Genomic DNA, 12,165 nt, shown 5'->3' with positions numbered 1-12,165 from the left:
CGGGCCGCGTCGCGCGGCCCGGGCGCCCCGTCGTCCGCCTCTACTTGAGTGTGAGGGACTCAGGTTTGTCACGGATGCGTCACAGATCGCTGAAAAGAAGCTGAGAACCGCCGTCCGGCCATTGAACTCGCAGGTCAGGCCGCTTATCTTCCGTTGTCGGAAACTCGATCAGGGAGCGTCTCCGGCCCGCCGCAGTCCCGCGGGCCCAGGGCGTAGCGGCGTCGCGGCCGGGGAGCTCGTGGCATTGTCCGGAGTGTTCAATGACGCGACGCATCGCTTTCCGGCTGCCGGCGGCCCTGCTCGGCGGGGGGCTGGCAGCGATCGGTCTCGCCGCGCCCGCGAGCGCCGTCGAGATCGTCACCCCGTACCCCGCCGTGCGTGCCGAGGCGGGCGAGTCCACGACGTTCGATCTTCAGGTCCTGTCCGACGCCCGCGAGGCCGTGAGCCTGGGCGTGAGCGAGGCGCCGGAGGGCTGGTCGGCGGTGTTCCGCGGCGGCGGGCGCGAGGTCGACGCCGTCCACGCCGACCCGTCGGCGCCGGCAGAGGTCCAGCTCGAGGTGCGCGTCCCCGCCGAGACCGCGGCCGGCGTGCACCAGGTCACCGTGGTGGCCTCCGGCCGCAGCGGCGACGCCACACTGCCGCTGCAGCTGCGCGTGGTCGAGCAGGCCGCCGACGCCTTCGAGCTGACGACGGAGTTCACGACGCTGCGCGGGTCCGGCACCGACACCTACCGGTTCGACCTGACGCTGGCCAACCACTCGGGCCAGGAGGCCACGTTCGCCCTCGCGGCCACGGGCCCGGAGGGCTGGAACGTCACGGCCAGCCCGTCGGCCGAGCAGCAGGCGGCCACGGCCACCGTCGACGCCGGCGGCACCACGACCATCGCGGTGGAGGCCGACCCGCCGGACAACGTCCCGGCCGGCACCTACCCGATCGCCGTCCAGGCGACCGGCGAGGGCACCACCCTGCAGGCCGAGCTCGCCGCCGAGGTGACCGGCTCGTCGTCGTTCACGCTCACGACGCCGTCGGAGCGGCTGAACGCCTCCGGGTCCGCCGGCGACACCGGCACGATGACGGTGCTGGTGCGCAACGACGGCAATGCTCCGCTGCAGGGTGTCGAGCTGTCGGCGACTCCGCCGTCGGACTGGGAGGTCGAGTTCGAGCCGTCGGTCATCGAGGCGATCCCGCCGGGCGAGAGCGCCCAGGCCACGGCGCGCATCACACCGACGGGCGACGCGATCGCCGGCGACTACGTCGTCACCGTCAGCGCGGCCAGCGGCGGCACCACGGAGGAGATGGACATCCGGTACGCGGTGGAGACGTCGGCGACGTGGGGCTTCGCCGGCGGTCTGATCATCGTGGCGGCGGCCGGCGCGCTGGTCCTGGTGTACAGGAGGTACGGCCGGCGATGACCACCGAGCTGTCGAGCCCCGTCGTGGCCGACGGCACCGGCCCGGCGCCGGCCATCTGGACCGAAGGGCTCACGAAACGGTACGGCGACCTCACCGCGGTGGACCGGCTCGATCTGCGGATCGAGCCCGGTGAGGTGTTCGGCCTGCTCGGCCCGAACGGCGCGGGGAAGACCACGACCATCCTCATGCTGCTGGGCCTCAGCGAGCCGACCGGCGGGCTGGTGCGCGTCGCCGGCCTGGACCCGACCCGGCAGCCGCTGGAGGTCAAGCGCCGCATCGGCTACGTGCCCGACAGCGTCGGGTTCTACGGCGGCATGACCGGACGGTGGAACCTGCGCTACACCGCGGCGCTCAACGGGCTGGACCGCGCCACCGCCGAGGAACGGATCGAGCGGCTGGTCGACGAGGTCGGCCTGGCCGACCGGGCCGACGACAAGGTCAGGGTCTATTCGCGGGGCATGCGGCAGCGGCTGGGCATCGCCGATGCGCTCATCAAGGATCCGGACGTGCTGATCCTCGACGAGCCGACGATCGGGCTGGACCCGCACGGCGCCGACCAGGTGCTCGGCCTGGTCCGCCGGCTCGCGGCCGAGCGTGGCGTCGCCGTCCTGCTCACCTCGCACCTGCTGGGGCAGGTGCAGGCGGTGTGCGGGCGCATCGGCATCTTCGTCCGCGGCCGGATGGTCGCCTGTGGGACGGTGGACGAGCTGGCCGCGGGCCACGGCGGCCGGCTGGTCGTCGAGGTCGAGGTGGCCGGGCCGGCCGACGCCGACGTGGCCGCCTTGCTGCGCGACGTGCCGGACGTCGTGGACGTGCGCCGCGAGGGGACGATGTGGCTGGTCGGGGCTCAGCGCGACGTCCGTCTCGAGATCGCCGAGCGGCTGCGGGAGGCCGGCGTGACCGTCGTCCACCTCCGGCGGCGGGCCGAGGAGCTCGGCCGCATCTACCGTCGCTACTTCGCCGTGGAGGGCAGCGATGACATCGACCAGTCCTGACCTCTCCCGCGGTCCGACCCTGCGCGAGCGGGCCGGCGTCCCGGTGCGTCGCGTGGGCGGGCGGCTGCGGCGGGAGCTGATCCGGCTGAGCGACCGCGCGGCGCGGGCGCGGACGGCGGGCCGGCGGCCGGCCGGATGGCGGACGGTCGCCGCGAAGGAGTTCGGCGACCACCTGACGTCCATCCGGTTCGTGGTGCTGCTGGTGATCATCGGGCTGGCCGGCGTCGCGGCCGTGGTCGCCGCCGCCGGGTTCCTGCGCGACGCCGCCTCCCAGGCGACTGACCTGCCCAGCCCGTTCCTGCTGCTGTTCACGCAGTCGCCGGAGCGGATCCCGTCGTTCGTCGCCCTGGTCGGCTTCCTCGGCCCGCTGCTGGGCATCGCGTTCGGCTTCGACGCCATCAACCAGGAGCGGTCGGACCAGACGCTGCCGCGGCTGGTCGCCCAGCCGATCCACCGCGACGACGTCGTCAACGGCAAGTTCGCGGCCGGACTGGCGGTCATCGGGCTGACGCTGGTGGCGCTGGTCGCCGTGACGGCCGGCATCGGGATCGTCCGCATGGGCATCACGCCGTCGGCCGCGGACGCGCTGCGGCTGCTGCTCTACCTCGTGGTCGCCCTGGTGTACATCGGGGTGTGGCTGGCGTTCGCGCTGCTGTGTTCGGTCCTGCTGCGGCGGCCGGCGACGGCGGCGCTGGTGGCGATCGCCGCGTGGCTGGTGTTCACGCTGTTCGCGACGCTGCTGGCGGGCCTGCTGGCCGATGGGCTCGGGCCGTCGGACGAGGCCGGCCGGGCGCGGTTCGAGCACACCGTGTCGCAGGTGTCGCCGACCACGCTGTACGAGGACGCGACGGCCGCGCTGCTCAACCCGCAGGTGCGCTCGGTCGGACTGCTGCTGCCCGAGCAGCTGGACCGCGCCGTCCCGGGCACGCTGCCGGTCGGGCAGAGCCTGCTGGTGGTCTGGCCGCAGGTGACCGCGCTGGTGGCGGGGTGCACCCTGACGTTCGCCGCCGCGTACGTCGCCTTCCTGCGGCAGGAGGTGCGGGCCTGAGCGTCAGCTCGCGCGCTGCTGCGGCCAGTCGCGGTCGCCGAAGTCGGGCCGGGCCCGCTGGTAGAACCCGGACAGCAGGGGAGAGGAGATCATCAGGTCGGCGCTGGTGACGTTGCAGGCCACGCCGATGTTCCACACCGCGGCGAGCCGCAGCAGCGCCCGGACGTCCGGGTCGTGCGGCTGCGGCTCGAGCGGGTCCCACAGGAAGATCAGCAGGTCGATGACGCCCTCGGCGATCTTCGCCCCGATCTGCTGGTCGCCGCCGACCGGCCCGGACAGAAACCGCGTCACCGGCAGGCCGAGCTCGTACTCGAGCATGGTGCCGGTGGTGCCGGTGGCGTACAGCTGGTGCCGGGCCAGCGTGTCGCGGTTGAACGCGGCCCAGCTCAGCAGCTCGACCTTCTTGTTGTCGTGCGCCACGAGGGCGATGTGCCGGCGTGCTCCACTCACCCCACCAGCATCGGCCGGGCCGATGACGCGGCGGTTACACCGACGTCAGCGCTTGCCGCCGCCCAGCAGGCCGCCGAGGCTGCCGAGCAGGTCGCCCAGACCGCCCATGCCGCCGCCCGAGCCGCCGCTTCCGCCGCCGAGCAGCCCGCCGAGGATGTCGGCCAGCCCGCCGCCGGACTGCGCCTGCTGCGAGGGCGCCGCGTTGCCGCCGCTCTTGACCTTGCCGGCGAGGTAGGAGAGGACGATCGGCGCGAGAATCGGCAGCAGCTTGCCGATGAGGTCCGAGCCGCCGCCCTTGCTGTTGAACCCGGCCAGCTGGTTCACGACCTGCTCGCGGTTGTCGCCAAACACGTTGCTGACGATCTTCTCGCCGTCCTTCGTGTCGACGCGGTCGAGGCTCACGCCGTCGCGCACGAGGTCGTCGTCGTGGTCGTCGAGGGCGCTGGCCAGCGACCTCGCCCCGTCGGGGTCCTGGGCGTTCGCCTGCATGCCGCCGATCAGCGCCGGCAGCGCCTGCCGGGTCGCCTGCTCGGCGGTCTCCTCGTCCACGCCGAGAGAGGCGGCGATCTGGTCGATCGGGAGCCGGGCCAGCAGGTCGTCGATGTCCATGATGTGCCTCTCGGTCGGGTCCGGCGGCGCGGCGGCTGCTACGTCGCAAATCTGCGACGAGTATGCCGCCGCACCGCCGGGCCCGCGACCGGTTCCGCCGGGGCCGTCTCACCGCGCGTGTCGGACTGCAGTGGAGAGGGGCTCAGGCGGGCACGGGATGCTCGGCGTTGTCGCTGACGGCGCCGACGCCGGACTCGTGCGCACAGTGGGCGCAGCAGAAGACCTGGTCACCGGCCTGGACACCGTGCCCGATCACCTTGCAGCCGCAGTGGGCGCACGACGGTGCGACGCGGTGGATCGCGCACTCGAAGCTGTCGAAGACGTACTCGTCGCCGCCGGCCGTGCGCAGGGTGAAGGCCTGCTGGTACTCGTTGCCGCAGACGTCGCAACGGTTCATGGTTCCTCCTCGGTCGTCCCTCGGCCCGTACCCAGCGGGCCCCGGCTCACCCGAGCAGGCCGGCGACCAGCCCGATCGCCAGCAGCTTCAGTAACCAGTCGCCGCCGTGCACCAGCGCCGCGCGCGGCGGCACGCCCTCGTGGAACAGCGCGCCGGTCCACAGCACCAGCGGGAAGCCGATCCACAGCGCCAGGCCGAGCAGCAGCCCGCCGCCGGCGGAGTCGACGTCGGCCGCGGCCGCCACCCCGACGACGACGGCGGCGAGCACGAGGTTGCGGGCCAGTTCGACGACCGGCAACGGCCACACCGGCCGCTCCGGCACGTCCCGGGCGCCACCGCCCGGCACCCCGACCACGCCGTAGTACACGAACCCGATGACGAACGCCGCGACGGTCCCGGCGGCGACGGCGAGGAACGACACGTCAGGCATCGGAGCCGCCCTCCAGCCACGCCTTGAGGCCGTCGAGCCGCTCCTGCCAGAACGCCTTCATCGCCGTCGCGGCGTCGGCGTCGGCCAGCCGGACGTGCGACACGGTGACCCGGCTGCGGCCGGCGTCCTTGACGTCGAAGGTCACGTGCACGCGCGTCGCGCCGCCGTTCCAGTCGAACCGCGCGCTCCTCGGCCGCGTCGCCGTCCGCTGGAGCAGCCGGTCCTCCGGCAGCCAGCCGGCCCGCCGGGTCGCGTCGACGACGGCGTCGTAGAGGCGCTCGACGCTCACCGCGACCGTGCGCGAGACGCTGACGGTGAAGCCGTCCTCGTGCTGCCCGACGGCGCGGCCGAGCCGGGCCCGCTCATAGCTGCCGACGACCGCCTGAGCGTTCCACGCCAGCGGCACGACGCCGAGCTGGTCGGCGACCCAGCGGGCGGTCTCGCGGTGTGACTTCTCCGCGGCGCCCCACTCGTCGAGGAGGTCGAACCACTCCTCCCAGCCGCGGCCGGTGCGCTCGCGGATGGTCTCGTCGGACGTGGCGAGGACGGGCGCGGCGGCGCCGGGCACGTCCTGCCCGGCGAGCAGCACGGCCCGGGCGGCGGTGTAGCTCTCGCCGGTCTTGGCCATGCGGGTACGGACGAGGTGCTTGAAGGATCGTTGCCTGGTCATCGGGTGTTCCTCTCGTCGGCGGCGCGACGCGACTCACGCTCGCGACGTCCGCCGGAAAGGACACACCGAACCGGCATCCCGAGGGCTCGGGCCCCCTTTGCCCCCGCTGACGCCGGTGGCGTGAGCACCGGAACCGAGGGTTGGGCGCGGGACGGCACCACATCGGCAACGTACCACCGCGGGGCGGTCGACGCGAGGCCGCTGACGCGGCGGCGTCAGGCGGACGGGCCGTCGCGGACGACGCCGCGGACGCCGTCGACGGTGTCGGCGTGCGGGTCGAAGTCGGTGAGCCACCAGGTCGCGCCGGCCGCGGCCCAGGGCGCGAGGTCGGTGCCCGGGTCGAGGCCGACGACGACGTCGTACGGCCCGGTCGCGCCCGCTTCGGCGCGCAGCCGCCGGACGGTGCCGGCCGCCTCGGCGAGCTGGCCGGGATGCTCCAGGTTCACCGGGAAGAACCCGTCGTGCCGGGCGGCGCGGCGCATCGGCGCGAGCTTCCCGGGGTAGCCGGCGATCCACACCGGGACGCCGCCGGGCCGCGCGGGCGTCGGCAGGAAGCTGATCCCGTCGACGACGTAGTGCTCGCCGCGGTGCTCGACCGGCTCGCCCGTCCAGGCGGCGCGCAGGACGGCCAGCGACTCGTCGAGCATGCCGGCGCGGACGCGGTCGTCGAGCTCCTCGCCCGTGCGGGAGAACTCCTCGCCGAACCGGTCGCTGCCGAGGCCGGCGCCGAGCACCAGCCGGCCGCCGGACAGCCGGTCCAGCGTCGCGGTCTCGCGGGCCAGCTTCACCGGCCGGCGGCGGGCGAGCGGCGTCACCATCGGGCCGAAGACCAGCCGCTCGGTCACCGCCGCCACAGCGGCGAGGACGATCCACGGGTCGGCGACTGCCCGTACGGGCTCGCGCCAGCGCACGTGGTCCCAGACGAACAGGCCGTCCCAGCCGGCCTCCTCGGCCTCGGCGGCCAGCCGCACGACCGCGGCGGGGTCGGCGAGCTCGTCGAACAGCGGCACCCACAGCGCGGAACGCATCGTCATCGGGTCACCGTACCCGCACATGTGTGCGGCGTTCCTGGGTAGAGCAGGGACGTGACCACCGACCTGTCTCCGCAGACCGCCGCCTTCGGCCGGCTCCGGATCGACTACGACCACCGCGTGCTGCAGCCCCGCCCCTGGACCGTCGCGCAGTCCGTCTGGGCCGCCGAGCTGCTGCACGAGGCGCCGCCGGGGCCCGTGCTGGAGCTCTGCGCGGGCGCGGGGCAGATCGGGCTGCTGGCGCTGTCGCTCGCCGGGTCCGGGCGGCGCCTCGTCCTCGTCGACCGCGACGCCGTCGCCTGCGGGTTCGCCCGCGTCAACGCGTCACGGGAGCTGCCGGCCGGCGTCGTCGACGTCCGGCGCTCGCCGCTGGAGACGGCGCTGGCGCCGGGGGAGCGGTTCGCGGTGATCATCGCCGACCCGCCGTGGGTGCCGACGGCGTCGGTCGGGCGGTTCCCGCGGGACCCGGTGGCGGCGATCGACGGCGGGCCCGACGGCATGGCCGTCGCGTGGGTCTGCCTCGAGGTCATCGCACGGCACCTGCTGCCCGGCGGGTCCGCCGTCGTGCAGCTCGGCACCGCCGCGCAGGTCGACCGGGTCGCCGACCGGCTGGCCGGCGACCCGTCGGCGACGCTGCGGGTCGCCGCGCGGCGGTCCTACGGCGAGCACGGCATCCTCGCGCTCGTGCGGCACCGCTGAGGCGCCCTGACGGCGTCAGGGCTTCAGCTTGTCGGGCAGCACCTTGTGGGTGCCGTCGCACCAGGGCTGGTCGGCGGACTTGCCGCACCGGCAGACGGCGCTCACCGGCCGGCTGGTGCGGTGCTGACGGCCCTCGGCGTCCTCGATCACGTGCTCGCCGCGCAGCAGCAGCGGCCCGCCGGGGCAGACGACGACGTCGGGGTGGTCGAAGTGCTCCTTCATTCCGCACCCCATTCCGCGAGCATCCGCCGGGCGAAGCGGTCCTCCAGGCCGAGGCAGGCCAGTGCGCCGAACGCGACCTCGGCGGCCTGAGCCGGCTCCTCCTCGACCAGTGCGCCGCAGATGGTCCGGACGGCGAGCTGTTCGTGGACGGCGTCGGCCTCGACGTGCTCCTCGTAGTACGCGATCATCTCCGTCGGCAGCCCGAGCCGCTCCAGGCCCTGCGCCATGCGCCGCGACGGCAGCGAGCTGGTCGCCTCGAACGCCGCCAGGTGTCCGAGCGCCGCGCCGCGCAGCCGGCGATGCAGGCCGAACAGCGACATCGCGTTGTTCTGCACGAGCACCTCGACGGGGACGTCGTCGATGTAGGCGCCGTAGTCCGAGCGCAGCCCGCAGGCGTCCAACCCGCGGACGAACAGGTGCGAGTGCAGCCGGTTCGGATCGCCGCAGCCGTACTCGTCGTACTGCAGCTCCATCAGCGCCGCCTTCGGGCCAGTGGTGAGCCGCGGGACGACCCAGGCCGTCGGGTCGGCCTCCTTGAGGTGGTAGATGGTGCGGTAGCGCAGCAGTTCCAGCGTCTGGTCGAGCGTGGCCTCCCGCTGCACGAACGTGGCGACGGAGGCGCCGTCGTCGTTCTCGATCAGCTCGAAGAGCGCGTCCGCGAACGGCTCGCCGAGCTCGGGTGGTGAGAACCACTCGCGCAGCTCCGCCTCGAACCGCCGTTCCAGCGTGTGGCGCAGCGCCAGCAGTTCCGGCTGCCATTCCAGCTCGTCGTCGACGCCGTCGAAGCCGCGGTAGGACAGCTCGTACAACGTCCACAAGCTCAGGTGCCGATCGGCGTCATCCGTGGCCGCGACGTCGGCCAGTTCGGCCGGCGCCGTCCCCTCCTGCAGGGCGGCCGCCAGTGCCTCGCTGAGCTCGCCCCGTGCCTTCGGTATCCGCATGTCCCGGCAATACCCCAGGAACCGTGGCCGATGCGCGGTCCCAGGTCACAGTGTGAGCGCGACCTTGCCGCGGGCGTGGCCGTCGCGCAGGTAGCGGATCGCCTCGGCGGCCTGCTCGAGCGGGAACGTGCGGTCCAGCGCGGGGGTGACGCGGCCGTCGTCGATCATGGCGCGCAGCAGCTCGAGGTCGTCCGGGCGGTCGGTGGAGATCAGCGTGCCCAGCCGCTGGCGCACGAACGGCGACAGCAGCATCGCCCGCAGCTGCCGGTCCGTGCCGCCCAGCCAGCGGCCGCCGTGCTCGGATCCGATGAGCACCAATGCCCCGCGCGGCTCGAGCACCCGGCGCAGCCGCGTCAGCGACGCGTGTCCGCCGCAGTCGAGGACGACGTCGTGGCGCCGGCCGGCGGCGGCGAAGTCCTCCTGGGTGTGGTCGACGACGTGGGTGGCGCCGAGCGAGCGGACGAGATCGGCTTTCGCCGTGCTGCAGACGCCGGTGACCTCGGCGCCGAACGCCCGCGCGAGCTGCACGCCGAACGTACCGACCCCGCCGCCCGCGCCGATGACCAGCACGCGGTCGCCGTCCTTCAGCCGGGCCTTGTCGCGCAGGCCCTGCAGGGCGGCGAACGCCGACGTGGGCACGGAGGCCGCCGCGGCGAAGCTCAGCCGGACCGGCTTGCGGGCCAGCTTGGCCGCCGGGGTGACGACGTACTCGGCGAACGACCCGGCGGCGGTCCCGAAGACCTCGTCGCCCGGCCGGAGCGCCGTGACGTCCGCTCCGACGGCCTCGACGACTCCGGCGAGGTCGAGGCCCGGCACGGGGTTCCGTGGCCGGCGCAGCCCGGAGACCGGCCGGATCGGGTAGGGCAGCCCGGTGACGACGTGCCAGACGCCCTGGTCGACGCCGGCCGCGTGCACCCGGACGAGGACGTCGCCGGGTCCGGGCGTGGGGCGGTCGAGCTCGACCAGCCGCAGCCGGCTCGGGTCGCCGTAGGCGCGACGGGCCATGGCCTTCACGTCGTCACTCCACCGTGCGCAGGAGCTGCTCGATCGACGCGGCCCGCGAGCGCAGCTCCGCGACGTCGGTGGCGGTGCGCTGCTGCGCGTCGAGGGTGTTCTCGGCGAGCTGCTCGTACCGGCCGACCAGCTGGCGCAGCTGGGTCTCCTGCTCGGCGACCAGCCGCGTCTTGCGCATCTCGAGGAACGTCGCCATCGTGGCGCCGACGAGGAAGATCACCAGGGCGATGACGCCCAAGAAGATCATCGCCGCCGGCCAGGTGATGTCGTCCATCAGGGCTCCTTGCGTGCGGGACCCGGCGGGTCCGGTGGGGTCAGGGTCTGCGCCGCGGCGGCCAGCGCCGCCGCGGTCAGGTGCAGGTCGAACTCGGTGACCTCGTAGTACTTCATGGCCTTGCCGTCGTCGGACAGCTCCAGCCGCCCGGTGATCAGCCCGGCGGCCTCGAGCTTCTGCAGGTGCATGTGCAGCAGCGGGCGGCTGACGCCGATCTCGCGGGCCAGGTGGCTGACGTAGTCGCGCCCGCCCGCGAGGGTGGCGACGATGCGCAGCCGGATCGGGTTGGCGAGCGCGGCGAGCATCTCGACCAGCCGGTCGCCGCTCGGCCCGTCTGCCATCAGGACTCCCGAACACGTGAAAGAAATATCTGACAGGTGTCACGCTACGCTGAAGTGGTCGTCCTGCGCAAGAGCGGCTTTCGCCGGCGGCGAACCGGCCTCCCGGAACCGCCGCTGGCGCCGTTAGCGTGGGCACATGAGTGGCGGCGTGGACGAACGCGAAGACGTGGGAGCCGGCCGCGAGGCTGCGCGCGGCGACGAGAGTCAGCGGGTGACGCCGCTGCTGCGCACGATGGTGGGCGACGTGTTGCGGCGCACGCGGCGGGAGCAGGGCCGCACGCTGGCCGACGTCGCCGCCGACGCCAAGGTCTCGATGCCGTACCTGTCCGAGGTGGAGCGCGGCCGCAAGGAGGCCTCGTCCGAGGTGCTCGCGGCGGTCTGCGACGCACTCGGCCTGGAGCTGTCCGACCTGCTGGGCGCGGTCCGGCACGATCTCGACGAGCACCGCGCCACGGTCATCCGGCTCGACACCGTCCGGGCCCTGCGCCGGCGCGACCCGGTGCGCTTGCCGCAGGCGACGCGGGTGCAGCGCCGCCGCCCGCCGGCCGGCCGCAACGGCGACGTCCTGCTGCTCGCCGCCTGACCCGGGCAGGGCTCGCCTCCTGGCTCGGCGGACCTCGCCGCCGGATCCGGGCGCGCCAACCGCGGACCCCGGGCGGGCCAACCGCGGGACCCGGCTGGCCGTACCGCGGGACCCGGACGGGGTTCGCCCGCCGGGCCCGGCGGGTCTCTGCGGGCCGCGCGCTGACCTCGTCGTCCGTCCCGTTCCCATGCCCTGCGCCCATGCCGAAGTTGATCTTGGAGTAAGGCGGCAATTGTCGGGTGAAATGTCCGATAGATACCCGCATTACTCCAAGATCAATTTCGTAGGCCGGTGGGGACGGACGCGGCGGGGCGCGCCGGGCCGCGAGCTGCGACCCGGCGCGCCGGTACCCCCCTTCGGTCACATGACGCCGGCGGGGATGGCCTTCCGGCTGGCGATGATCTGGTCGGCCAGGCCGTAGTCGACGGCCTCATGGGCGGAGAAGGTCTTGTTGCGGTCGGTGTCGGCGCGGATCTTCTCCACCGAGTGGCCGGTGTGCCGGCTGAGGATCTGGTCCATCTCGGCCCGCATCTTCGCCACCTCCTTGGCCTGGACGGCGAGGTCGGGCAGCGTGCCGCGGGCCTGGCTGGACGGCTGGTGCAGCATGACCTTCGCGTGCGGCAGCACGAACCGCCGCCCCGGCGCGCCCGCGGCCAGCAGCACCGCCGCCGTCTCCGACGCCTGGCCCATGCAGGTCGTCGACACCGGGGGCGTCACGTACTGCATGGTGTCGTAGATCGCGGTGAGCGCGCTGTACGTCCCGCCGGGGGAGTTGATGTACAGCCCGATCTCCAGGTCGGCGCTGGCCGACTCCAGGTGCAGCAGCTGAGCCATGACGACGTTCGCGACACCGTCGTCGATCGGGGTGCCGATGAAGACGATCCGCTCGTTGAGCAGCCGCGAGTAGATGTCGAAGGCCCGCTCGCCCGACGGCGTCTTCTCGATGACCGTCGGGATCGTGTACTGGCTCACTGGTGCACCATCCTCTGGTCGGCGTTCTCCGATTGGGCGTCGATGCACCCCGGGTGCCACCAGGTCACTGCCCTGCT

17 protein-coding genes are annotated in these 12,165 nt (G+C 73.6%); 5 read left to right on the top strand and 12 right to left on the bottom strand.

Going from position 1 to position 12,165, the window contains the following annotated elements:
- Window positions 1-260: 260 nt before the first annotated feature.
- The 3 genes from DY240_RS11635 to DY240_RS11625 are packed head-to-tail and all read left to right on the top strand — an operon-like array spanning window position 261 to window position 3,455.
- Window positions 261-1,412 (top strand): COG1470 family protein, encoded by a 1,152-nt coding sequence (locus tag DY240_RS11635; protein ID WP_119660060.1) that lies wholly within the window; start codon window positions 261-263, stop codon window positions 1,410-1,412.
- Complete coding sequence (locus tag DY240_RS11630) at window positions 1,409-2,407, top strand: ABC transporter ATP-binding protein (RefSeq protein WP_119660059.1); 999 nt, start codon at window positions 1,409-1,411, stop codon at window positions 2,405-2,407. The genes DY240_RS11635 and DY240_RS11630 overlap by 4 nt, the downstream gene beginning before the upstream one ends.
- Complete coding sequence (locus DY240_RS11625) at window positions 2,388-3,455, top strand: ABC transporter permease (RefSeq protein ID WP_119660058.1); 1,068 nt, start codon at window positions 2,388-2,390, stop codon at window positions 3,453-3,455. Before DY240_RS11630 ends, DY240_RS11625 begins: the two co-directional genes overlap by 20 nt.
- A 3-nt stretch (window positions 3,456-3,458) precedes the next feature.
- On the opposite strand, the gene DY240_RS11620 is transcribed toward DY240_RS11625, so the two are convergent.
- From DY240_RS11620 to DY240_RS11595, 6 genes are all read right to left on the bottom strand, one after another.
- Window positions 3,459-3,905: a methylglyoxal synthase gene (locus tag DY240_RS11620; RefSeq protein ID WP_119660057.1), complete on the bottom strand. Its 447-nt coding sequence runs from the start codon at window positions 3,903-3,905 to the stop codon at window positions 3,459-3,461.
- A gap of 45 nt (window positions 3,906-3,950) precedes the next feature.
- Window positions 3,951-4,517, bottom strand: coding sequence for a DUF937 domain-containing protein (locus DY240_RS11615; protein WP_119660056.1), 567 nt, complete (start codon window positions 4,515-4,517; stop codon window positions 3,951-3,953).
- Between the two features lie 139 nt (window positions 4,518-4,656).
- Window positions 4,657-4,911 carry a hypothetical protein gene (locus DY240_RS11610; protein WP_119660055.1) on the bottom strand — a complete coding sequence of 85 codons (255 nt, stop codon included), beginning with the start codon at window positions 4,909-4,911 and terminating at the stop codon, window positions 4,657-4,659.
- Window positions 4,912-4,957: 46 nt separating this feature from the next.
- A complete protein-coding gene (locus DY240_RS11605) occupies window positions 4,958-5,341 on the bottom strand; it encodes a DUF1761 family protein (RefSeq protein ID WP_119660054.1) in 384 nt (127 codons plus the stop codon).
- Window positions 5,334-6,011 (bottom strand): hypothetical protein, encoded by a 678-nt coding sequence (locus DY240_RS11600; protein ID WP_147375295.1) that lies wholly within the window; start codon window positions 6,009-6,011, stop codon window positions 5,334-5,336. The genes DY240_RS11605 and DY240_RS11600 overlap by 8 nt, the downstream gene beginning before the upstream one ends.
- Before the next feature lie 215 nt (window positions 6,012-6,226).
- On the bottom strand, window positions 6,227-7,045 hold the full coding sequence (locus DY240_RS11595; protein WP_119660061.1) for an LLM class flavin-dependent oxidoreductase: 819 nt from the start codon (window positions 7,043-7,045) through the stop codon (window positions 6,227-6,229).
- A 51-nt stretch (window positions 7,046-7,096) separates the two neighbouring features.
- Between DY240_RS11595 and DY240_RS11590 the strand changes: the two genes are divergently transcribed.
- Complete coding sequence (locus DY240_RS11590) at window positions 7,097-7,741, top strand: methyltransferase (protein ID WP_119660052.1); 645 nt, start codon at window positions 7,097-7,099, stop codon at window positions 7,739-7,741.
- 15 nt (window positions 7,742-7,756) lie between these two features.
- Here the strand turns inward: DY240_RS11590 and DY240_RS11585 are convergent, their stop codons facing one another.
- From DY240_RS11585 to DY240_RS11565, 5 genes are read right to left on the bottom strand one after another with little or no spacing between them, the layout of a single operon-like run.
- Window positions 7,757-7,963, bottom strand: a complete 207-nt coding sequence (locus tag DY240_RS11585) for a CDGSH iron-sulfur domain-containing protein (protein ID WP_119660051.1) — start codon at window positions 7,961-7,963, stop codon at window positions 7,757-7,759.
- A complete protein-coding gene (locus DY240_RS11580; protein WP_119660050.1) occupies window positions 7,960-8,904 on the bottom strand; it encodes an iron-containing redox enzyme family protein in 945 nt (314 codons plus the stop codon). Before DY240_RS11580 ends, DY240_RS11585 begins: the two co-directional genes overlap by 4 nt.
- 45 nt (window positions 8,905-8,949) lie before the next feature.
- Entirely contained in the window at window positions 8,950-9,918 is a 969-nt protein-coding gene (locus tag DY240_RS11575; protein ID WP_119660049.1) for an NAD(P)-dependent alcohol dehydrogenase, read from the bottom strand.
- A 4-nt stretch (window positions 9,919-9,922) separates the two neighbouring features.
- The gene (locus DY240_RS11570; RefSeq protein WP_119660048.1) at window positions 9,923-10,192 is read right to left on the bottom strand and encodes a hypothetical protein; all 270 of its coding nucleotides are present in this window, start codon (window positions 10,190-10,192) and stop codon (window positions 9,923-9,925) included.
- Complete coding sequence (locus DY240_RS11565) at window positions 10,192-10,533, bottom strand: ArsR/SmtB family transcription factor (RefSeq protein ID WP_199701341.1); 342 nt, start codon at window positions 10,531-10,533, stop codon at window positions 10,192-10,194. The genes DY240_RS11570 and DY240_RS11565 overlap by 1 nt, the downstream gene beginning before the upstream one ends.
- A gap of 136 nt (window positions 10,534-10,669) precedes the next feature.
- On the opposite strand from DY240_RS11565, the gene DY240_RS33290 reads away from it, so the two are divergent.
- The gene (locus DY240_RS33290; protein ID WP_119660046.1) at window positions 10,670-11,116 is read left to right on the top strand and encodes a helix-turn-helix domain-containing protein; all 447 of its coding nucleotides are present in this window, start codon (window positions 10,670-10,672) and stop codon (window positions 11,114-11,116) included.
- Between the two features lie 360 nt (window positions 11,117-11,476).
- On the opposite strand, the gene DY240_RS11555 is transcribed toward DY240_RS33290, so the two are convergent.
- Window positions 11,477-12,088, bottom strand: a complete 612-nt coding sequence (locus DY240_RS11555; protein WP_119660045.1) for a ClpP family protease — start codon at window positions 12,086-12,088, stop codon at window positions 11,477-11,479.
- Between the last annotated feature and the right edge of the window lie 77 nt (window positions 12,089-12,165).

Origin of the sequence: Jiangella rhizosphaerae, from assembly GCF_003579925.1 — a bacterium.
GTDB lineage: Bacteria > Actinomycetota > Actinomycetes > Jiangellales > Jiangellaceae > Jiangella > Jiangella rhizosphaerae.
Note: the sequence above shows the minus strand (reverse complement) of the source record. Positions and strands in the feature narration are given on the sequence as shown.

Excerpts from the sequence above, each read along its gene's own strand:
- DY240_RS11570 (WP_119660048.1), bottom strand. The coding sequence starts at position 10,192 with ATGGACGACATCACCTGGCCGGCGGCGATGATCTTCTTGGGCGTCATC.
- DY240_RS11600 (WP_147375295.1), bottom strand. The coding sequence starts at position 6,011 with ATGACCAGGCAACGATCCTTCAAGCACCTCGTCCGTACCCGCATGGCC.
- DY240_RS11585 (WP_119660051.1), bottom strand. The coding sequence starts at position 7,963 with ATGAAGGAGCACTTCGACCACCCCGACGTCGTCGTCTGCCCCGGCGGG.
- DY240_RS11625 (WP_119660058.1), top strand. The coding sequence starts at position 2,388 with ATGACATCGACCAGTCCTGACCTCTCCCGCGGTCCGACCCTGCGCGAG.
- DY240_RS11580 (WP_119660050.1), bottom strand. The coding sequence starts at position 8,904 with ATGCGGATACCGAAGGCACGGGGCGAGCTCAGCGAGGCACTGGCGGCC.
- DY240_RS11630 (WP_119660059.1), top strand. The coding sequence starts at position 1,409 with ATGACCACCGAGCTGTCGAGCCCCGTCGTGGCCGACGGCACCGGCCCG.
- DY240_RS11605 (WP_119660054.1), bottom strand. The coding sequence starts at position 5,341 with ATGCCTGACGTGTCGTTCCTCGCCGTCGCCGCCGGGACCGTCGCGGCG.
- DY240_RS11565 (WP_199701341.1), bottom strand. The coding sequence starts at position 10,533 with ATGGCAGACGGGCCGAGCGGCGACCGGCTGGTCGAGATGCTCGCCGCG.
- DY240_RS11635 (WP_119660060.1), top strand. The coding sequence starts at position 261 with ATGACGCGACGCATCGCTTTCCGGCTGCCGGCGGCCCTGCTCGGCGGG.
- DY240_RS11595 (WP_119660061.1), bottom strand. The coding sequence starts at position 7,045 with ATGACGATGCGTTCCGCGCTGTGGGTGCCGCTGTTCGACGAGCTCGCC.
- DY240_RS11610 (WP_119660055.1), bottom strand. The coding sequence starts at position 4,911 with ATGAACCGTTGCGACGTCTGCGGCAACGAGTACCAGCAGGCCTTCACC.
- DY240_RS33290 (WP_119660046.1), top strand. The coding sequence starts at position 10,670 with ATGAGTGGCGGCGTGGACGAACGCGAAGACGTGGGAGCCGGCCGCGAG.